The 18,758-nt window shown below is 60.9% G+C and carries 18 protein-coding genes; 11 read left to right on the top strand and 7 right to left on the bottom strand.

Going from position 1 to position 18,758, the window contains the following annotated elements; translation table 11 throughout:
• Position 1 precedes the first annotated feature (1 nt).
• Together J5N58_RS08705 and secA are read right to left on the bottom strand one after the other, a co-directional pair.
• The gene (locus J5N58_RS08705; protein WP_244710506.1) at positions 2 to 1,405 is read right to left on the bottom strand and encodes a lipopolysaccharide biosynthesis protein; all 1,404 of its coding nucleotides are present in this window, start codon (positions 1,403 to 1,405) and stop codon (positions 2 to 4) included.
• 235 nt (positions 1,406 to 1,640) lie between these two features.
• Complete coding sequence (secA, locus tag J5N58_RS08700; RefSeq protein ID WP_112830695.1) at positions 1,641 to 4,346, bottom strand: preprotein translocase subunit SecA; 2,706 nt, start codon at positions 4,344 to 4,346, stop codon at positions 1,641 to 1,643.
• Positions 4,347 to 4,590: 244 nt separating this feature from the next.
• Here secA and J5N58_RS08695 point away from each other — a divergent pair, with 244 nt between their 5' ends.
• From J5N58_RS08695 to J5N58_RS08670, 6 genes are all read left to right on the top strand, one after another.
• On the top strand, positions 4,591 to 5,451 hold the full coding sequence (locus tag J5N58_RS08695) for a peptidylprolyl isomerase (protein WP_112830694.1): 861 nt from the start codon (positions 4,591 to 4,593) through the stop codon (positions 5,449 to 5,451).
• Between the two features lie 63 nt (positions 5,452 to 5,514).
• Positions 5,515 to 6,756 carry a bifunctional glutamate N-acetyltransferase/amino-acid acetyltransferase ArgJ gene (gene argJ / locus J5N58_RS08690; RefSeq protein WP_112830326.1) on the top strand — a complete coding sequence of 414 codons (1,242 nt, stop codon included), beginning with the start codon at positions 5,515 to 5,517 and terminating at the stop codon, positions 6,754 to 6,756.
• Positions 6,757 to 6,764: 8 nt separating this feature from the next.
• A complete protein-coding gene (locus tag J5N58_RS08685) occupies positions 6,765 to 7,544 on the top strand; it encodes a GNAT family N-acetyltransferase (protein ID WP_112830325.1) in 780 nt (259 codons plus the stop codon).
• Positions 7,541 to 7,954: an 8-oxo-dGTP diphosphatase MutT gene (gene mutT / locus J5N58_RS08680; protein WP_112830324.1), complete on the top strand. Its 414-nt coding sequence runs from the start codon at positions 7,541 to 7,543 to the stop codon at positions 7,952 to 7,954. The genes J5N58_RS08685 and mutT overlap by 4 nt, the downstream gene beginning before the upstream one ends.
• A gap of 108 nt (positions 7,955 to 8,062) precedes the next feature.
• The gene (locus J5N58_RS08675; protein WP_112830323.1) at positions 8,063 to 8,380 is read left to right on the top strand and encodes a hypothetical protein; all 318 of its coding nucleotides are present in this window, start codon (positions 8,063 to 8,065) and stop codon (positions 8,378 to 8,380) included.
• A gap of 60 nt (positions 8,381 to 8,440) precedes the next feature.
• Positions 8,441 to 8,614 carry a Flp family type IVb pilin gene (locus tag J5N58_RS08670; RefSeq protein WP_112830322.1) on the top strand — a complete coding sequence of 58 codons (174 nt, stop codon included), beginning with the start codon at positions 8,441 to 8,443 and terminating at the stop codon, positions 8,612 to 8,614.
• Between the two features lie 9 nt (positions 8,615 to 8,623).
• Here the strand turns inward: J5N58_RS08670 and J5N58_RS08665 are convergent, their stop codons facing one another.
• Positions 8,624 to 9,505, bottom strand: a complete 882-nt coding sequence (locus J5N58_RS08665; RefSeq protein ID WP_112830321.1) for a methyltransferase domain-containing protein — start codon at positions 9,503 to 9,505, stop codon at positions 8,624 to 8,626.
• A gap of 92 nt (positions 9,506 to 9,597) precedes the next feature.
• Between J5N58_RS08665 and J5N58_RS08660 the strand changes: the two genes are divergently transcribed.
• The 4 genes from J5N58_RS08660 to J5N58_RS08645 are packed head-to-tail and all read left to right on the top strand — an operon-like array spanning position 9,598 to position 11,955.
• Positions 9,598 to 10,347 carry a ComF family protein gene (locus J5N58_RS08660; protein ID WP_244710504.1) on the top strand — a complete coding sequence of 250 codons (750 nt, stop codon included), beginning with the start codon at positions 9,598 to 9,600 and terminating at the stop codon, positions 10,345 to 10,347.
• Between the two features lie 52 nt (positions 10,348 to 10,399).
• Positions 10,400 to 10,657, top strand: a complete 258-nt coding sequence (gene grxC, locus J5N58_RS08655) for a glutaredoxin 3 (protein ID WP_112830319.1) — start codon at positions 10,400 to 10,402, stop codon at positions 10,655 to 10,657.
• 12 nt (positions 10,658 to 10,669) lie between these two features.
• Positions 10,670 to 11,530, top strand: coding sequence for a carbon-nitrogen hydrolase family protein (locus J5N58_RS08650; RefSeq protein WP_244710502.1), 861 nt, complete (start codon positions 10,670 to 10,672; stop codon positions 11,528 to 11,530).
• Positions 11,527 to 11,955 carry a DUF1178 family protein gene (locus J5N58_RS08645; RefSeq protein ID WP_112830318.1) on the top strand — a complete coding sequence of 143 codons (429 nt, stop codon included), beginning with the start codon at positions 11,527 to 11,529 and terminating at the stop codon, positions 11,953 to 11,955. The genes J5N58_RS08650 and J5N58_RS08645 overlap by 4 nt, the downstream gene beginning before the upstream one ends.
• A 31-nt stretch (positions 11,956 to 11,986) precedes the next feature.
• Here J5N58_RS08645 and J5N58_RS08640 read toward each other — a convergent pair whose 3' ends face one another.
• Both J5N58_RS08640 and ubiG read right to left on the bottom strand, forming a co-directional pair.
• Positions 11,987 to 12,538, bottom strand: coding sequence for a DUF924 family protein (locus J5N58_RS08640; RefSeq protein WP_244710500.1), 552 nt, complete (start codon positions 12,536 to 12,538; stop codon positions 11,987 to 11,989).
• Positions 12,535 to 13,305 carry a bifunctional 2-polyprenyl-6-hydroxyphenol methylase/3-demethylubiquinol 3-O-methyltransferase UbiG gene (ubiG, locus tag J5N58_RS08635; RefSeq protein WP_244710498.1) on the bottom strand — a complete coding sequence of 257 codons (771 nt, stop codon included), beginning with the start codon at positions 13,303 to 13,305 and terminating at the stop codon, positions 12,535 to 12,537. The genes J5N58_RS08640 and ubiG overlap by 4 nt, the downstream gene beginning before the upstream one ends.
• A 313-nt stretch (positions 13,306 to 13,618) precedes the next feature.
• Here ubiG and J5N58_RS08630 point away from each other — a divergent pair, with 313 nt between their 5' ends.
• Positions 13,619 to 14,338 (top strand): SH3 domain-containing protein, encoded by a 720-nt coding sequence (locus J5N58_RS08630; RefSeq protein ID WP_112830315.1) that lies wholly within the window; start codon positions 13,619 to 13,621, stop codon positions 14,336 to 14,338.
• Positions 14,339 to 14,573: 235 nt separating this feature from the next.
• Here the strand turns inward: J5N58_RS08630 and J5N58_RS08625 are convergent, their stop codons facing one another.
• On the bottom strand, positions 14,574 to 15,938 hold the full coding sequence (locus tag J5N58_RS08625) for a virulence factor family protein (protein WP_244710496.1): 1,365 nt from the start codon (positions 15,936 to 15,938) through the stop codon (positions 14,574 to 14,576).
• Positions 15,935 to 18,556 (bottom strand): bifunctional lysylphosphatidylglycerol flippase/synthetase MprF, encoded by a 2,622-nt coding sequence (mprF, locus tag J5N58_RS08620; RefSeq protein ID WP_280519922.1) that lies wholly within the window; start codon positions 18,554 to 18,556, stop codon positions 15,935 to 15,937. The genes J5N58_RS08625 and mprF overlap by 4 nt, the downstream gene beginning before the upstream one ends.
• Positions 18,557 to 18,758 lie beyond the last annotated feature (202 nt).

Genomic DNA, 18,758 nt, shown 5'->3' with positions numbered 1-18,758 from the left:
GTCAGGATGCCTTCGTCTTGTTCAGAATCGACAACGGGTCGGCAAAAGCGAAGAGGACGATGCCCAGCGCGCGGCGGACCGCCACATGCAGGAGCAGGGCCTCGGCCATCATGGCGGCGGCCGTCGCCGCTGCCGCTCCGGTCAAACCGAAGAGGGGTATCAGGGTGATGTTGAGGCCGATGTTGACGGCGAGCGCGCCGATATAGAGGAAAACGCAGAGCTTCTGATGGCCCGTCATGGTCAGCAGCACCTCGCCCGGGCCGACGAGCGCCTTGGAGAGGCTACCGGCAAACAGGATTGCCATCAGCATGTAGCCGGCAGTGAAGGCAGGACCGAACAGCGCCAGCAGGAATTCACCGACGGCCAGCACCGCAAGCCCGACGAGAAGCGACGGCCAGAAGCTCCAGCGGGTCGTCTGGCCCGCGAAGGCTGCAAGCTGGCGGAGGTCGCTGGCGGCGACCATGGCGGAAAAGCGTGGGGCTGCGGCGGCCTTCACGGCAAAATAGACGAATTGCACCAGCGCCATGGTTTTTGCCGCAGCGAAATAGATCGCCACCTGATCGGGATCGAGGTAGAGGCCGACGACGACGACATCCGAATTGGTCAGAAGGAAGCCGAAGCCCTCGATCAGGAAGATCGGCAGGGCCACCTTGAACCAGGCGAGGAAATCGATCCTGCGTGGACCTGCGACAAAGCGCTTCTGCAGGCGTCGGTCGATCGTCAAGAATTGTGTGAGCGTGGTGACATAGGTCGCTGCCAATGCCGCCTGCATGGCTGTCGTCGCGGTATGGGGAGCGCCAGCCCGGACTGCCGCAACCATGAAGCCGAGGATCAGCACAGGCCGGATAATATAAGTGGGGCTGAGTGCCGCCACAGGCCAGCTATTGGCGCGCGCAGTGCCGTCGAGCACATCGCCGAGCGCGATCATCGGCAGGGCGAAAAGGCCGAGAAACAGCGGCAGAATGTAGTAGCTTTCGATCCTGTCGCCGAGGAGCGTCAATGTGGCAAAGCCGATGACGGCAAGCAGGCTTGCCGAGCTCATGGCAAAGACCCGCGCGGTCATGGTCAATCCGCGGATTTCGTCGTGTTCGTCACGGGCGTCATATTGCGGCAGGAAGCGGATGACTGTCGTGTGGAACCCCAGGCAGGAGAGATTGCCGAAAAGAACGACCAGCACCCAGACGAAGACGAAGATGCCATATTCGAATTCGCCCATGATCCGGGCCTGGATGATCTGTGAGATGAAGGCGATGGCGGCTGAAACGACCCTTATGGCGAAGGCGATCAACGCCATCCTTTGGGCGCGGGCGGTTTCGTCGGTTCTCGTGAAGGTGGCGACGAGTTTGTGCATCACCGGATGCAGGCCGGTCGGCAGTATCTTCTCCGCTGTCTGGACAACCGCCATTATCGACACGCACGGCCTATTGGAAACGCAAAACAACAATGCCGCACTGTTGTCAGATCAGGGTTAAGAAACGGTTTGCCGGACGTCGTCAGTTTACCTGTATCGACAGGCCGTGTTCTTCGCAAAAGACCAGATTTCGGCGAGTTCTTGGTTGTGCCGCCGGCTTTACCCTTTCGGTCGAAACAAAAAGGGCGGCCCGAAGGCCGCCCTGATCGTCATTCCGCTTTTCCGGTCTTCAGGCGCTTTCAAAGGCGCCGTGGCAATGCTTGTACTTCTTGCCAGACCCGCAAGGGCAAGGCTCGTTGCGGCCGATGCGTCCCCAGGTGGAGGGGTCCTGCGGGTTACGTTCTTCCGGAGCGACGTAATTTGCGGCGCTTTCGTCGAAATCGTCTTCGCCGGTGGTGGCATCGAGGTGATGACCTTCCATGACGGGCAGGGTCGGCGCCGGCGGCGCTTCGCGAACGATCTCGACGCGCGACATCTGCATGGTCACGGCATCCCGCAGGTTTGCGAGCAGGGCCTGGAAAAGTTCGAAGGCCTCCGCCTTGTATTCCTGCAAGGGGTCACGCTGGGCATAACCGCGGAAGCCGACAACGGAACGCAGGTGGTCGAGGTTGACGATGTGCTCGCGCCAGAGATTGTCGATGGTCTGCAGCACGATCGAACGCTCGACATAGGCAGTGATCTCCGGGCCGAAACGCTCCGCCTTTTCCGCAGCAGCCTTATCCGCGGCCTCGGTGATGCGGGTGACGATGTCGTCTTCCGCAATGCCTTCTTCAGTCGCCCACTGCTCGATCGGCAGGTCGAGGTTAAGGGTTGCCGCGACCTTCTGCTTGAGCCCTTCGACATCCCACTGCTCGGCATAGGCCCGTTCGGGGATATGGACACGGACCATGGTCTCGATGACTTCGTGGCGCATGTCGGCGATCGTGCCGGAGACGTCGGTTGCGTCCATCAGCTCGATGCGCTGTTCGAAGATGACCTTGCGCTGGTCGTTTAGCACGTCGTCATATTTCAGCAGGTTCTTTCGGATGTCGAAGTTGCGGGCCTCGACCTTCTTCTGGGCGCGTTCCAGTGCCTTGTTGATCCAGGGATGGACGATGGCCTCGCCCTCCTTGAGGCCGAGCTTCTGCAGCATGCCGTCCATGCGGTCGGAGCCGAAGATGCGCATCAGGTCGTCCTGGAGCGACAGGTAGAACTTCGAACGGCCGGGGTCGCCCTGACGGCCGGAACGGCCACGTAACTGGTTGTCGATGCGCCGGCTTTCGTGACGCTCGGTGGCGATGACGTAGAGACCGCCGGCAGCGAGCGCCTCTTCCTTGAGCTTTTTCACTTCCTCGCGGATAGCCTGCTCCCTGGCGTCCCGTTCGGGACCCGGTTCCATGCCCTCGAGTTCACGTTCCAGGCGCATGTCGATGTTGCCGCCAAGCTGAATATCGGTACCGCGACCGGCCATGTTGGTGGCGATCGTTACCGCGCCGGGCACGCCGGCCTGTGAAACGATATAGGCTTCCTGCTCATGATAGCGGGCGTTCAGAACCTGGAACTTGTCGAAGCCGGACTTCTTCAAGAGGTTGGCCAGCAGTTCGGATTTCTCGATGGACGTCGTGCCGACGAGAACCGGCTGCTTACGCTCGTGCGCGGCCTTGATCTCGGCGATGATCGCCTTGAACTTTTCGTCGAAGGTCCGGTAGACCTCGTCATCCTCGTCGATACGCTGGATCGGCAGGTTGGTCGGAACCTCGATGACGTCGAGGCCGTAGATGTTGGCGAATTCTTCCGCTTCGGTCGCTGCCGTGCCGGTCATGCCGGCCAGCTTGTCGTACATGCGGAAGTAATTCTGGAAGGTGATCGAGGCGAGCGTCTGGTTCTCGGGCTGGATCTGCACCTTTTCCTTGGCTTCCAGCGCTTGGTGCTGACCTTCCGAATAGCGGCGGCCCGGCATCATGCGGCCGGTGAACTCGTCGATGATGACGATTTCGCCGTTGCGGACGATGTAGTCCTTGTCGCGCTGGAAAAGCTTGTGAGCTTTCAGCGCGTTGTTGATGTGGTGGACGATCGAGACGTTTTCCACGTCATAGAGCGATTCACCTTTCAGGAGACCCGCCTGACGCAGCAGGTTTTCGAGCTTTTCGGTGCCGACTTCGGAGAAGTTGGCCGAGCGCTGCTTCTCGTCGATCTCGTAGTCTTCTTCCGACAGCATCGGAATGAAGGCGTCGATGGTGTTATAGAGATCGGAGCGGTCGTCCAGCGGGCCGGAGATGATAAGCGGCGTGCGGGCTTCATCGACGAGGATCGAGTCCACTTCGTCGACGATTGCGAAGGCATGGCCGCGCTGAACCATCTGGCTGCGCTCGTACTTCATGTTGTCGCGCAGATAGTCGAAGCCGAGCTCGTTGTTGGTCGCGTAGGTGATGTCGCAGGCGTAGGCCGCGCGGCGTTCCTCGTCGGTCAGGCCATGGACGATGACGCCGGTGGTGAGGCCGAGGAAGCCGTAAAGCCTGCCCATGGTGGTGGCGTCGCGCTTGGCGAGATAGTCGTTGACCGTGACGACATGGACACCCTTGCCGGCGAGGGCGTTCAGGTAGACGGCCAAGGTCGCAACGAGCGTCTTGCCTTCACCGGTCTTCATTTCGGCGATGGAATTGTCGTTGAGGATCATGCCGCCGATCAGCTGCACGTCGAAAGGACGCATGCCGAGGGCGCGGCGGGACGCCTCGCGGGCAACGGCAAAAGCGGGCACGAGAATATCATCGAGCTTTTTTCCTTCGGCGAGCTGCCTGCGGAATTCCTGCGTCTTGCCGGCAAGCGCCTCGTCGGAGAGGGCTTTCATCTGGTCTTCGAGAGCGGCAATGGCCGCCACCTTCGGCTGATAGGAGCGAACACGGCGCTCATTGGCCGATCCGAAGAGTTTGCGGGCGAGCCCACCGAGACTGACCATTCGATGGTCCTTTCTGACCTGCGTCATATTCGTTGCGTATCCTTGTCGCCGGCCGAAAATCGGCACGCAGGCACGGTTGGGCCCGGAAACGGCTCTGGACGCGCGGTTGCGTGACAGATAAGAGGGGGGTCGAATGATGTCAACGGCGCAGACGGACCGCAAACGCTTGGCCTACCGTGCTTTGGACAATTTTTCGCCCGATTCGAACGGTCAAGAAACGGTTCCCCCATCCGAAAGGTTTCACATGCTTCGCTTTCATAAACTCGCCCTTGCCGCCTGCGTCGCACTGATCGGTCTTCAGAACCAGGTTCTGGCCGAAGATGCCGTCGTGGCCAAGGTCGGCGACCTGACGATCACCCAGTCGGAACTCGATCTGGCCGTTGCCAACCTCGATCCGCAGCTTTCGCAGCTTCCCGACGAACAGAAGAAGGTGGCCGCGCTTTCCGGCGCCATCGATGTCAAGCTGCTTGCCGGTAACGCCATGGGCGAAGGCCTGAAGGACGATCCCGAATACCAGCGCCGCATGGCCTTCATCGCCGACCGCGAACTGCATAATCTCTATTTCAAGAAACATGTCGTCGATGCCGTCACCGACGCCGACGTGAAGGCCCGCTACGACAAGGAAATCGCCGCCCTTCCCAAGCAGGAGGAAGTTCGCGCCCGTCACATCCTGGTCAAGACCGAGGAAGAGGCCAAGGAGATCATCAAGGAACTCGACGCAGGCAAGGATTTCATCGAGCTTGCCAAGGAAAAATCGACCGACCCGAACAAGTCGGAAGGTGGCGATCTCGGCTACTTCACCAAGGGCCGCATGGTTCCGGAATTCGAGGAAGCCGCCTTTGCCATGGAGAAGGGCACCTACTCCAAAACCCCGGTCAAGACGCAGTTCGGTTTCCATGTGATCAAAGTCGAGGACAAGCGCGACGCTGCTCCGCCGAGCCTGGAAGAGGTCGGTCCGCAGGTCCGTCAGCTTGTCATGCGCGACAAGTATCTCGAGATCATCGAAAAGGCGAAGGCCGAAAAGAAGGTCGAGATCGTCGACGAGGCCCTGCGCAAGGGCTATGAGGATGTGAACAAGCAGCAGGAACAGCAGCCGCAGCAGTAATCGCTGCCTCCGTTCAACCCTCAGGCCCGCATTTTGCGGGCCTTCCTGTGACAGGTCGTGCCGATGTCCGCAAACGTTTCTCCCCTTGCTCCGAAATCCTTTGTCGAAATGCCGGTGATCCGTGGCGTCTCCATGGCGACCGCCGCAGCCGGCATCAAGTACAAGAACCGTACCGACGTGCTGCTGATGGCCTTTGAACGTCCGGCCGCCGTCGCCGGCGTTTTCACGAAGTCGAAATGCCCCTCGGCACCGGTCGATTTCTGCCGTTCCAACCTCGGTCATGGCGTGGCGCGAGGTGTCGTCGTCAATTCCGGGAATGCGAACGCCTTCACCGGCCTCAAGGGCAAGGCGGCAACGGAGCTTACCGCGAGGTCAGCGGCGGCCGCACTCGGTTGCGCCGAAAACGAAGTCTATCTCGCCTCCACCGGCGTGATCGGCGAGCCGCTCGATGCGACGAAGTTTTCCGGCGTACTGGGTGACATGGCAAAGAGCGCGACCGGCGACTTCTGGCTGGAAGCGGCACGCGCAATCATGACGACCGATACCTATCCGAAGGTTGCGACCCGTTCGGCGGAGATCGGCGGCGTCAGGGTGACGATCAACGGCATCGCCAAGGGGGCCGGCATGATCGCGCCTGACATGGCGACCATGCTGTCCTTCGTTGTGACGGATGCCGATATTGCCGCGCCAGCGCTACAGTCTCTTCTTTCCGCCGGCGTCGAGCCGAGTTTCAATTCGATTACGGTCGATAGCGATACTTCTACATCGGACACGCTTCTACTGTTTGCCACCGGTGCCGCCGCTGCAGATGGTCAGACGAAGATTGAAAATGCGGATGATCCGGCGCTGTTCGGGTTCAAGGCAGCCTTGAACGATCTCCTGAAGGATCTCGCTCTTCAGGTGGTGCGCGACGGCGAGGGCGCCCGCAAGATGGTCGAGGTGACCGTTGTCGGCGCTGAGACGGATCAGGCAGCCAAGAAGATCGCGCTTTCCATCGCCAATTCGCCGCTGGTCAAGACGGCCGTTGCAGGTGAGGATGCGAATTGGGGCCGCATCGTCATGGCGGTTGGCAAGTCCGGCGAGATGGCCGACAGGGATCGTCTGGCGATCTGGTTCGGCGATATCCGCGTTGCCGTCAACGGCGAGCGGGACCCAGCCTATTCGGAAGCCGCGACGACAGCGGTGATGAAGGAGCAGGATATCGCCGTGAAAGTCGATATCGGCCTCGGCAATGGCCGGGCGACCGTGTGGACATGCGACCTCACGAAGGAATATGTCGCGATCAACGGCGACTACCGGAGTTGACGACCAGAATGCTCGCAGTGCCCTCCGAAGACAATCTGCCGCTGGTGCGTCGGCTGGAAGCCGTGGGTTTCCGCGCCTGGCCGGCGGCAAATGTGCAGTATGACGGCAGTTGGCAAATCCGGCTGACCGGCGGTCATCCGTCCAAGCGGCTGAATTGCGTTGTCGCGCTCGATCCGTCCGATAGTCGCGACATTGCGATCCGACTGGAGAAGGCCGGCCGAAAGTTCGCCGCCTATGGCCGGCCGCTGATCGTTCGACAGACGCCGCTCGCACCGAAGCCGCTCATCGGCCATCTGCGCGCAGAAGGCTGGGAATGTTTCGAGGACGTGGTCACCATGACCTGTGACCTGGCGGAAATCACATTGCCTGATACGCTCGATCATCTGCCGACCCATGATGTCGGCCGATACGTCGATGCAAGCCTGGAATTGCAGGGTGAGGATGCGGCACTGAAGCCGGCGCTTGCCGAAATCATCGGAGCGATCAAGCCGCCGACGGGCCTCTTCCTTATAGAGACCCCGGAGCGCGGGCCGGTGGCGGCGACACTCTGCGTTCAGGACAACGATCTCGCCGGCATCATGTCGCTGGCCGTCGCCGGGGACCAGCGACGCAAGGGGCTGGGGCTTGAGGTGCTGACGGCGGCGCTGCGCTGGGCGCGCATGCGCGGCGCCAAGCGCGCATGGCTGCAGGTTGTCGCGGACAACGAGCCGGCGCTTTCTCTCTACCGGAAGCTCGGTTTTACCGAGGCCTATCATTATCATTACTGGCGCAAGGAAGCCGGAGCATGAATGCACAGGGCAAACCGATCCTGCTCGTCGCCGCCTGTGCGCTGATCGATACCGACGGTCGCATCCTGCTGGCCCAGCGGCCGGAGGGCAAGTCGCTGGCAGGTCTCTGGGAATTTCCAGGTGGCAAGGTTGAAGCGGGCGAGACGCCCGAGGAAACCCTTATCCGCGAACTGGAAGAGGAAATCGGCGTCACGACCAAGGCCCCGTGCCTTGCTCCGCTAACATTCGCCAGCCATACTTACGAGACATTTCACCTCTTGATGCCGCTTTACGTCTGCCGCCGCTATGAAGGTATCGCCCGGGGCCGCGAGGGCCAGGCGGTGAAGTGGGTACGCCCGCAAGCCTTGCGGGACTATCCCATGCCGCCGGCGGATGAGCCCCTCATTCCCTTTTTGCAGGATCTGCTTTAGGATATTCTACAGTTTACGAACGCTTTAAGGACGTTCTTAACGCAAAGTTTATCACCGTCAGGCAAAGCTCGCTTCTGTTCATGCGTTAGAGCGTGCGTGGAGCGTGTCATGGCAAACGAGGATTTCTGGAAGACCGTGCGGTCGAGAGAACGGTCTTCGCAAAAGTCGGGAAAGACAGGGGTTTTGAACATCGCCTTGCTGTTCGGCACGGCGGCGATTGCCCTTTCGCTTGTGCTGACCCCGATGCTCGCCGGAAAATCGGAAAAGAAGAGCCTCGCTTTCCAGCCCGACGAATACGACATGCTCAGCACGGGATCGATCAACAGGTCGGACAGTGGCAAGCGCTACACTATCCGCCGCAGCGTGCTTCAGGAAACACCGGGATCAGTGTGCATCGTCGACGGCTACGGCGCCGACGGCTGCTGAAAAGACTACAGTTCAAAGCTTGGTTCGCCGCCAATCCAGCCGACGTTCATGGGAGACAAGATGCATCTCGTCCGGAAACTCTTTGCTGATCGGCAAGCGGCGACCGCTGTCGAATATGGGCTGATCGTCGCGATCATGGCGGCGGCTCTGATCGGCGGCTATGGCGCGTTCACCGGCGCACTCGGCGACGTGTTATCCACGATTGAGAAGGAAATCACCGCAGCCGGCGACTGAGCTCCTTGCTCAATCTTTTGCTGCGCGGTTTGGATCGAGCGCATCCGCAAGGCGCATCTTCGCCGAGCCCGGCTTCAGCGGCTTCTGCTGGCTTTCATGCGCCGCCCATCCGGACACATAGATGAACGAGAAGGTAGCGCGAATTCTCCCGTCCGGGTCCGCATGGCGCTCGGCATAGAGTTCGGCTGCCCTCACGAAGAATGATCTTCCCACCGGCCTGCGGCTGCGACCAAGCAATGGATTGGCCATACCCATGGCCTTCAGGTCCCGCATCAGCGGAAAGATCGAATCATAGCGGACTGTGTAATTTTCCTCGTCGATCACCGGCAGGGTGAAGCCGGCTCGTTGCATCAGGCTACCGATGTCGCGAATATCGGCAAAAGGCACGACACGGGGGCTTGCGCCGCCGTAGAGTTCCACTTCTGCCGTGAGGAGCACGTCGCGCAGTTCGGCAAGCGTGCCCGCACCGGGGATCGCCGCGAGGAACAGCCCGTCGGGCTTGAGGGCACGGCGTATCTGCACCAACATGCCGGGCGTATCATTGGTGAGATGAAGCGCCAAGGGGGAGAGCACGAGGTTGACGGATTGGGGCTCCAGCGGCACCGTTTCCCATGCCGCCTCCCGAACGGTCCCGTCGCTGCCGGCAAATCCCCTTACGACCTCGACGCGCTCCATCGTGCCGATCTTGCCGGTCGCGAGGGCGGTACGGGCGGCAATACCGGTCCCGCCATGCAGCTCAACCGCGTCATCGAAATGGCGCTCGACGAGCGCAAGACGTTCTGCGATCTCGCGGGCTGCGATGTCCAGCAGAAAATCGGCGCCGGGATTTCCGGCGGAAAGAGCCCGCCTGCGGTTGGCGGCGATCAGCCGGTCGTCGAAAAGCCTTTCCATCAGAAGACATCCTCTTGAGATTCACGGTCTGGCAAAGGCGCCCGCGAGCGCCTAATGTCAACCTTATGTCGGGTCGGACGGAGCAAAAATCCATGAGGGTCATCGCCGGCCTGTCGCTGCGGATGGCGACCGGCCTGCGCGACCTCGTCTTTCCGCCTGGCTGTGCCCATTGCCATGTGCGGACGGGATTGCATGGTGCGTTATGCCCAGCCTGCTGGTCGAAGCTGCGGTTCATTGAGCGACCCTTCTGCGAGATACTAGGCACGCCGTTCGGATACGATCCCGGTGCCGGCATGCTGTCTGCAGAGGCAATCGCCAATCCGCCGGTATTCGACCGTTTGCGATCCGTCGCTGTGCATGAAGGGATTGCCCGCGATCTTGTGCACAATCTCAAATATCGCGACCGGACCGATCTTGCACCGATGATGGCCGAATGGATGGTGCGTGCAGGTGGGGAGGCGCTTTCCGCCTGCGACTGTATCGTTCCCGTTCCTCTTCACCGCAGCCGGTTGTTCGGACGAATGTTCAACCAGTCGGCGGAACTGGCCCGTCACGCGGCGCGGCTTTCCGGCAAGGCGTTCGAACCGTTGGCGCTCGTCCGGAGAAAGCGGACCAGCCAGCAGGTCGGGCTGACCGCCAATGCCCGCGAGCTCAATGTCAGGGGGGCTTTCGTCGTGCCGGAGAGCAGGGCGTCAGCCGTCTTCGGGCGACGCATCGTGCTCATCGACGATGTCTATACCACGGGTGCGACCGTCAGTTCGGCGACACGGGTACTGAAGAAAGCAGGGGCCACGGATGTCACAGTTTTAACCTTTGCAAGGGCATTTTCCGGTCCTATATGAGCGTAATCATGACAGCCTCGCATCTTCCCGTATCTTCCGGCCGGAGTATTTCATGGCATCGGTGACCATCTACACTCGACAGTTTTGCGGCTATTGCGCCCGCGCAAAAAGCCTGTTGGAATCCAAGGGCGTTGGCTATGTCGAGCATGACGCGACAGACAAGCCGGAACTGCGGCAGGAAATGATCTCCCGCGCCAACGGCCGGATGACCTTTCCGCAGATTTTCATCGGCGACGTCCATGTCGGCGGTTGCGACGATCTTTACGCATTGGACCGAGCCGGCAAGCTCGACCCTTTGCTCGCCAGTTGAGGAATGAAGGATATGAGTTTTAAGGCTGCCGCCATTCAGATGTGCTCCGGTGTCAATCCGGAAAAGAATGCCGCCGCAATGGTTCGCCTCGTCCGCGAAGCCGCGGGGCAGGGCGCCATCTACATACAGACGCCGGAAATGACCGGGGCGGTGCAGAAGGATCGCAAGGAACTGCAGACTATCCTGCGGGACGAGGATAGCGACCTCATCGTCAGGACAGCTTCGGAGCTTGCCCGGGAACTGTCAATTCACCTGCATGTCGGTTCGACCGCGATCCTGCTTGCCGACGGGAAGATTGCCAATCGTGCATTCCTGTTCGGGCCGGATGGCCGCAAGATTACAAGCTATGACAAGATCCACATGTTCGACGTCGATCTCGACAATGGCGAGAGTTGGCGCGAGAGCGCCGTCTATCGGCCGGGTACGCGCGCCGTGGTGGCGGATCTGCCGTTTGCGCGTCTCGGTTTCGGCGTCTGCTACGATGTGCGGTTTCCACAACTCTTCCGGGCGGAAGCTCTTGCCGGCGCGGAAATCCTGACGACGCCGGCCGCATTTACCCGGCAGACGGGTGAGGCGCATTGGGAAGTGCTGCTTCGGGCGCGAGCCATCGAGAACGGCGCATTCGTGATTTCGGCGGCCCAGGCCGGGCTGCACGAGGATGGACGCGAGACCTTCGGTCATTCGATGATCGTCGATCCCTGGGGCAAGGTGCTTGCCTCGGCCGAGGGCGCGGGTGAAGCCGTCGTCATCGCCGACATCGACACCGCCGCGGTGAAAGCAGCGCGGGCAAAGATCCCGAATCTCAAGAACGCCAGGGAGTTCGAACTCGATGTTCTCTCCCCCATGCTTGCGAAAGGGGGTGTCACGGTTTGATCCGCTACTCCCTTATCTGTGAAAATGCGCACGACTTCGAGGGCTGGTTTTCGGAGAGTGCCGATTTCGACCGTCAGAAGGCGAGCGGTTTCCTCACCTGTCCCGTCTGCGGTTCGCTCGATGTATCGAAAGTGCTGATGGCGCCTTCGGTCTCGACCGCGCGGCAGAAGGACAAGATCAGCGCACTGGCGGTCCACGAGGCGCAGAAAGAAGCCGTTGCGAAACTGAAAGAGGTCATAGCCTCCATTCGGGCAAACAGCGAGGATGTCGGCGAACGGTTTCCCGAGGAGGCCCGCAAGATCCACTACGGCGAGGCGGAAGCCAGAGGCATTATCGGGCAGGCTTCACTAACCGAGGTTAAGTCGCTGATGGACGAGGGTATCGAAATCGCACCGCTGCCAATGCTTCCGGAGGACGCCAATTGAGCGGTTTCGCCATGCCGTTGGCTAGCCCTCGTCAGCCGCTGAAGCCGCCGCTTTCGAGATAGGCCTTTTCCTCGGGCGTGGTCTCTCGGCCCAAGGCTGCGTTCCGGTGCGGGAAGCGGCGGAAGCGGGCAATGATATCGCGATGTTCTATCGCATAGTCGAGAGAAACCCGATCTGCGGTCCGTTCGAAATGCTGGGTGAACAGCGAAACGCTGATTTCCTGGTCAGACGGGTTTTCGGAATGTTCGAATGGCAGATAGAAAAAAATAGCCAGCGATTGATCGACGATCTCGTCGAATCCTCTGTCTAGAGCGCGGCTGGCGACGGCGCGGGCCAATCCATCTGTTGCAAAGGCATGGGCGCTACCGCGAAAGAGGTTGCGCGGAAACTGATCGAGCAGGACCAGGAGAGCGAGTGCTCCTTCCGCGGTTTCCTCAAAGGAGGCGTATTCTCCCCGCGAGGCGGCGAAATGCGCGGCCAGATAGTCACTCCTGATGAAGGCATCGAAAGCGTCATCCTTGGCGAACCATTTGTCCGGTCCGGCCGCGGTCCAGAAAGCTAGAATGTCGTCCGGTTTCGTCATGGCGCTCCTGTCTGGCCGTTCTGGGGCGGACGCCTTGCCAGCACCATGTAGTTGACGTCGATGTCGGCGGAGAGGTTCCACCGGTTCTGCAACGGATTGAAGAACACGCCTTTCATTTCCACGATCTGCATGCCGTTTTTCGTTAGCGGCGCTTCGATCTCTTCCGGCCGCACCAGTTTCTCATACTGGTGGGTGCCGCGCGGCAGCCATTGCAGCACGTATTCGGCTCCCACGATGGCGAGCGCTGCGGCCTTGAAGGTGCGGTTTATGGTGGAGACGAGCATGAGACCGCCAGGCCGGACCATGGAGGCGCAGGTCGTCAGGAAGAAGTCGACATCGGCGACGTGTTCGACGACTTCCATGTTGAGCACGACATCGAAGGTTTCGCCGGCCTCGGCCAGCGCTTCGGCGGTTACCGCGCGATAGTCAACGTTGACGCCGGTCTGACCCGCATGGGTCATGGCGATCTTGATGTTCTTTTCCGAAGCGTCCGCGCCGAGCACGTCAGCGCCCATGCGGGCAACCGGCTCTGAAAGCAGGCCGCCGCCGCAGCCGATATCGAGAATGCGCAGACCTTCCAGCGGCCGATGCGTCTTTGGGTCGCGGCCGAAATGGGCCGATACCTGGTCACGAATATAGGCGAGGCGCACCGGATTGATCTTGTGCAGCGGCTTGAACTTGCCCGTCGGGTCCCACCATTCCGCCGCCATGGCGGAAAAGCGGTCGACTTCAGACTGGTCGATGGTGGTGCGGGCCTCAGCGCTCATAACCGGATCTCCCTCAGATTTCTGGCGTTTCAAGTCGGACGATCGGATGGCAAAGTCAAGGGCCGCGAACTCATCCGAGGGAAACGCCAACGCTATAGGCAATCGTTCAAGATTCATTCATGCGGGATTTCCTAGATCAAGGTTGCGACGCTTTATTCGGCCGAAAGGCGCAGGTGCCGCATAAGTTGCAGTTGGCTGAAAGCACGAGCAATTTGCCGCAATGCCGCCGAAAAGGCGGAACATGGTGAACTGTCCGAGCGTTGATGCGTCAGGAAATAAAAGCCCCGAAAAGGGGACCCGAGGAGTCACCTGAATGAAAAAACTGTCAATTCTGGCGGCGGGATTGCTGGCGGCACTCGTTGCTCCGGCGGTTGCCGAGGCTGCGCCAGCCTATTCGACCGCCAATGTGAACATGCGGTCCGGACCGAGCACGCGCTATCCGGCCGTCATCGTTATCCCCTACGGCGCCCGCGTGGATATCAAGGGCTGCATGCAGACCGCCAACTGGTGCGACGTTTCCTATGCCGGATACCGGGGCTGGGTATCAGGTACCTATCTGCAGGCGCTCTACTCGCAGCGACGGGTTTATGTCGGTCCGGAATACTATCGTCCGCTCGGTATTCCGATCATCACCTTCTCGATAGACAACTATTGGGACCGCTACTATCGCAGTCGCGACTTTTATCGTGATCGTGACCGGTGGCGCGACGATTATCGTCCTCGTCCGCCGCGTTATGACGACGGCGACTGGAACCGCCCTCGTCCGCCGCGCTACGACCCCGATTACAACGCTGATCGCTGGGATCGTCCGCCACCGCGTTATGACAGGAATGATGACAACAACTGGAATCGGCCGCCGCGGCGGGAGGAAGAGAACCGGAATCGCCCGCCACCGGCGCGGCATGACGGCGCGCGCGACAATCAGCCGCCTCGCGCCGAGGAGCCCCGTCCGCCTCGCGAGCAGCGTGGCGTGAGCCGGAACAGATGCATCATCCCGGGCTCACCGGACTGCGGACGCGAAGGCAGCGATTGACATCAGTCTTCGAAGAACTATCCAGATGGCGGCTGCAAGGCCGCCATTTTTGTACATGCGCTGTCAGCGCAGCGTGCGTTGTGCGGAAGGTTTATACGCGGCATCGGCCGGCAGTTGCGGGAGAGCGGGCATCGCATGCTCTTCGATCCCCTTAGTAACGGACCCAGGAACCTGAGGATGGCCGTCCGGCTACAATCCCAGAGGCCGGACCTTTGAGAGCGAATGGGGAAGGCCTTCAACCTCCGAGGCGCCGCGCGAGCCCATCGACGATCAGTTTCGTCAAAGCCTCGTAATCGCCATCGAAATGATGACCGCCTTCCAGCCGGATAACCTCGACAGGGGTTCCCTGGAGAGCCGGGCAGGCATCTTCATCGTCGTCTGCGCCGTAAAGGCACTGAACGATCTTCGGATCGATCTTACGGATGTCATCCACCGGATCGCCGGCTCCCGAGCCGCCGCTGGCGCCAAGCCAGCCGGATACGGAGATTTCCCAGTCGATCTCGTGGGAAAGTCCGAGCAGGCTCAACTGGATGATGCTGCTCTTCGCCTTGTCGCCGAGGCCGTTGTAGCTTGCGGGCAGGATGTCCGCTCCGAAGGAATAGCCGATCAGGAGAACATGACGGACGTTCCAGCGCTTCTTGTAGGCGTGAATGATGCGTTCGAGATCGGCGGATGTTTCGACAGCGGTGCGCGCCGACCAGAAATAGCGTAGCGAATCGACGCCAACGACCGGAACGCCGCCTTTCTGCAGAAAGCCCGCGATCTCGCTATCGATGTCGCGCCAGCCGCCATCGCCGGAATAGATGATGGCCATGGTATCGCGTGCCGGCGCGGCATCAAGGATCGAGAGCGGCAGGCCGAGCGGCGATTCGGTCTGGCTCTCGGCGGCGATGAGTTCGTCCAGCGTCGCGCTCAAGGCCGTGATGGCATCGTCCTTGCCATCTCTCACATCGATGTCGGGGTGTTTGCTCACCAACGCGCTCACATGGTCGCGTCCATCGGAGGGGCCTGCCGGGGTGAATATCACGGTCGCCGGGTCCGGCAGTTCGCCGTCCGTCAGGCCATAGATCATATGATCGCCCTGCACCGTCTTCTCGGCCGGTGTGCAGAGTTCCTTGGTGAGGGGGATGCCGGCCTCGGGATCGACGGCGAGGGTCTGCCCGATGGTGGCCTGCGGCGTCTGCGCGAGGATGGCCAGCGCCACGGTGCCGCCGAGTCCGCGGCCGGCGACAATCGGCTGCAGGACGGAAGCGTTGCCTGCCTCGCGCTGAACCTGATGGCTGAGCGATTCGATGTCCGAAACCGTGTATATACAGTCGTCGGTGTCCTTGGCGAGCGACGCGAGATATTTCGGCGTGTCTATGCCGATGACGATCGCTCCGTTACCGTTCAGTCGTTCGGCCTCCTGCCGGTCCTGGTCCTGCCAGCCGGAAGCGTCGGAAAGGAGGAAGACAATAGCCTGGGGCTTGTCGTCCGGTATCAGGATCAAAGGCGAAGGGATCATGCCGGTATCGAACCGGGAGCCCTCGGCGAACACCGGAGCGGAGAGGGTGAGCGCGAGCGAAAGCGCGACAACGGTTTTTATCAGCTTCGTCTTCATCTCTTCACCACGCCTTTAAATCCGCCGCCGATCAGGAGAGTCGCATCAAGCAGCGCGATGATCGGGCTCAGTCCGCCAGACACTGCAAGATAGCGCGGCTGCCATTCGGGATGGAACTTCGACTTGAAGGCACGCAGTCCCTTGAAGTTGTAGTAGCGCTCGCCGTGTTCGAAGAAGGTGTTGGCAATGCGATCCCATGCGGGCGCCACCTCGCGTCGGGAGAGGCCGGCCAGCGGTGCCATGCCGAGGTTGAAGTGCCGATACCCCTCGTTTCTAAGCTCGGTAAGCAGTTTTACGAAAAGCAGGTCCATCGCACCCTTCGGTGCATCGGGGGCGAAGCGCATGAGATCGATGGAAGCCTCTTCCTTCGTATCGGTGAGCAACATATTGGCGAAGGCGACGATGCGGCCTTCGAAACGCAGCAGGGCAACCGGCTGCATCAGCATGTAGTCGTCGGTGAAAGTGCCGAGCGAAAATCCCTTCTCCTTCGCGTTGTGCTCGTCCAGCCAGGCGTCGGAAACTGTCCGCAGATCCTGTAAAATCGCAGGTACCTGTTCAACCGGAACAATCTCGAAGGTCAGTCCGTCGCGTTCAGCGCGCGCCGCTGTCTGGCGCAGGGTGGCCCAGCGTCCGCCTTTCAGGTCGAAACGCTCTAGATCGACCAGGGCGCTTTCGCCCAGCTTGTAAGCCTGCATGCCGGCATCGGCGATGGCTGGCAGAAGGGCAGGAGAAGCCTGATAGAAAACGGCACGGCAGCCGGCGGCGCGTGCCGTTTCCACGAACTGCCAGACGAGCTCCGCGCGGGACTTGCGCGGTCCGACCGGATCGAGAAAGGCGATGAAAGAGCGTCCCTGCTTTCCATACATGATGAAGGCATCGCCGTCCGGGGAGAACATGACCGACTTGTCGCCGGTGCGCACAAGATTTGCGTCTGCGATATCCTGAGTGGCGACGATGGCGATGGCCTTCGCAATGGCGTCCGGGTCCGATGGCGCAACCGGCAGGGAGGCGGGGCGCAGAAGGCCGAAAAGGGCAAGGGTGGAAGACAGGATCGCAAGACCCAGCATGGCGCGCAACGAGCGAGGTGCATCAGCCTCGAATTCGAACTGCCACCAGAGATTATGGCTGTATTCGACATCGCGATAGACGAACAGCATGACCACCACGGCGCCGATGCAGAGCACTGCAATGGCCAGCAGCCATGAAGAGGTCAGCGCCTGACGGAAGAGCGACGCCGGCCTTACAAACAGCCGGCGACTGGCCAAAAGGCCAAGGATCAGAACGGCCAGCATGGATGCCTCGACGATCGCCACGGCCTTCAGGAGAGAAAGCACCAGTGCCGCGCCGGCTGCAATGAGGGTCGTCCACCAGGCTCCATCGAGGCGTTGGGACAGACCGCGTGCTGCGATGACCAGCAGGAGGCCGGTGAGGCTTGCAAGGAAATGCGCTCCTTCCACGATCGGGAGCGGCAGGAAGCCTGCGAGGAATTCGAGGTTGTCGCTTGGTGTCGGCGTGACGCTCGACACGATCAGCATGGCTCCCAGAATGAAGGTCAGCGTAGCCAAAAGCAGAGGAGCGATCCTGGAGGCGGTACGCACCATGCCGGCGGGAAGTTGCTTGTCGGCGACATGACGCAGTTCCGTGATGGTGACAAGAACGATGGCGATCAGCAGCGGCAGGACATAGTAGATCAGCCGGTAGGCAATGAGAGCCGCGAGGATCTGGTCGGTGCCGACCTGGCCGCCGAGCGCCGCAACCATCACGGTTTCGAAGACGCCGATGCCGGCCGGCACATGGCTGACAATGCCGAGACCGATGGCGACGGCGTATATGGCGAAGAAGGCGGGCCAGGAAATGGCTGCGCCGGCCGGCAGCAATGCATAGACCACCGAGGCCGAGAAGGCGATGTCGACGACGGTGACAAGGAATTGACGCGACAGGGTACGGGAATCGACGAAGCGGAAGACGGAGCCGAAGGCCGAATTGCGGGCGATGCGTGCGATCACAAAGGCCAGTCCCAATCCTGCAAGGATGAGAATGGCCAATGTCTGGAGCCAGACCGGATCGAGCCCGACGAGCGGCGCTATTTCCGGTGACATGGGGATCAGGGCGACCGCGGTGATGATCGTCAGACCGAGCGAAAACGACAGCGTCACGAAAGCGATGATGCGGGCGATCTCGTCCGGGGCAAGGCCTGCGCGTGCATAGGCGCGATAACGGATCGCGCCGCCCGAGAGCGCGCCAAAGCCTGCGACGTTGCCGACGGCATAGGCGCTGAAAGCTGTAAGGGCCACTTCGCCGAGAGGACGCTTCCTGCCAATGAAGGACAGGGCATTCCAGTCGTAGAGACAGAGCGTGGCAAAGCTCAGAACCGTGAAGAACACGGCAAGAAGGATCGAGGACGGGCTGGTCGCGGCCAGCCCGCGGACGACGTCGTCGTAACTCACCTCTTCGGTCAACCGGTATATGGCGAAGCCGACCAGTGCGAAGACGAAAACCGTCAGGACCGCCGTCAGAGGCTTCGCATATCGGGCCAGCCGGCCGTGGCGCCGGTCGAGCGCATCCTCGGTTTCGTCCGGTCCGAAGGCTGTATTATCGTCTCTTGCGCTCGAACTCATGGGTCCTCGTTCCGGCCGGTGGCGTTGTCCCTGGAACCGGCTGCCACCATCTTCATCCGGTTCGCAGGCTGCGGGTCGCATGCTTGTCACTGCAATTCGCGCCAAATTATGGCGGCCGCCGCAAGGCTTCCTAAGTTCGCCAGAGGTTCGCCGCGGGCGTACCGTCCAGTTCGAAAGGGGCGTTGCGCCAGCTTCGCTTATT

This window comes from Paenirhizobium cremeum (assembly GCF_022884085.1).
Classification (GTDB): domain Bacteria; phylum Pseudomonadota; class Alphaproteobacteria; order Rhizobiales; family Rhizobiaceae; genus Allorhizobium; species Allorhizobium cremeum.
This window is presented reverse-complemented; position numbering and strand designations above follow the sequence as displayed.

Excerpts from the sequence above, each read along its gene's own strand:
- J5N58_RS08705 (WP_244710506.1), bottom strand. The coding sequence starts at position 1,405 with ATGGCGGTTGTCCAGACAGCGGAGAAGATACTGCCGACCGGCCTGCAT.
- secA (WP_112830695.1), bottom strand. The coding sequence starts at position 4,346 with ATGGTCAGTCTCGGTGGGCTCGCCCGCAAACTCTTCGGATCGGCCAAT.
- J5N58_RS08695 (WP_112830694.1), top strand. The coding sequence starts at position 4,591 with ATGCTTCGCTTTCATAAACTCGCCCTTGCCGCCTGCGTCGCACTGATC.
- argJ (WP_112830326.1), top strand. The coding sequence starts at position 5,515 with ATGTCCGCAAACGTTTCTCCCCTTGCTCCGAAATCCTTTGTCGAAATG.
- J5N58_RS08685 (WP_112830325.1), top strand. The coding sequence starts at position 6,765 with ATGCTCGCAGTGCCCTCCGAAGACAATCTGCCGCTGGTGCGTCGGCTG.
- mutT (WP_112830324.1), top strand. The coding sequence starts at position 7,541 with ATGAATGCACAGGGCAAACCGATCCTGCTCGTCGCCGCCTGTGCGCTG.
- J5N58_RS08675 (WP_112830323.1), top strand. The coding sequence starts at position 8,063 with ATGGCAAACGAGGATTTCTGGAAGACCGTGCGGTCGAGAGAACGGTCT.
- J5N58_RS08670 (WP_112830322.1), top strand. The coding sequence starts at position 8,441 with ATGCATCTCGTCCGGAAACTCTTTGCTGATCGGCAAGCGGCGACCGCT.
- J5N58_RS08665 (WP_112830321.1), bottom strand. The coding sequence starts at position 9,505 with ATGGAAAGGCTTTTCGACGACCGGCTGATCGCCGCCAACCGCAGGCGG.
- J5N58_RS08660 (WP_244710504.1), top strand. The coding sequence starts at position 9,598 with ATGAGGGTCATCGCCGGCCTGTCGCTGCGGATGGCGACCGGCCTGCGC.
- grxC (WP_112830319.1), top strand. The coding sequence starts at position 10,400 with ATGGCATCGGTGACCATCTACACTCGACAGTTTTGCGGCTATTGCGCC.
- J5N58_RS08650 (WP_244710502.1), top strand. The coding sequence starts at position 10,670 with ATGAGTTTTAAGGCTGCCGCCATTCAGATGTGCTCCGGTGTCAATCCG.
- J5N58_RS08640 (WP_244710500.1), bottom strand. The coding sequence starts at position 12,538 with ATGACGAAACCGGACGACATTCTAGCTTTCTGGACCGCGGCCGGACCG.
- ubiG (WP_244710498.1), bottom strand. The coding sequence starts at position 13,305 with ATGAGCGCTGAGGCCCGCACCACCATCGACCAGTCTGAAGTCGACCGC.
- J5N58_RS08630 (WP_112830315.1), top strand. The coding sequence starts at position 13,619 with ATGAAAAAACTGTCAATTCTGGCGGCGGGATTGCTGGCGGCACTCGTT.
- J5N58_RS08625 (WP_244710496.1), bottom strand. The coding sequence starts at position 15,938 with ATGAAGACGAAGCTGATAAAAACCGTTGTCGCGCTTTCGCTCGCGCTC.
- mprF (WP_280519922.1), bottom strand. The coding sequence starts at position 18,556 with ATGAGTTCGAGCGCAAGAGACGATAATACAGCCTTCGGACCGGACGAA.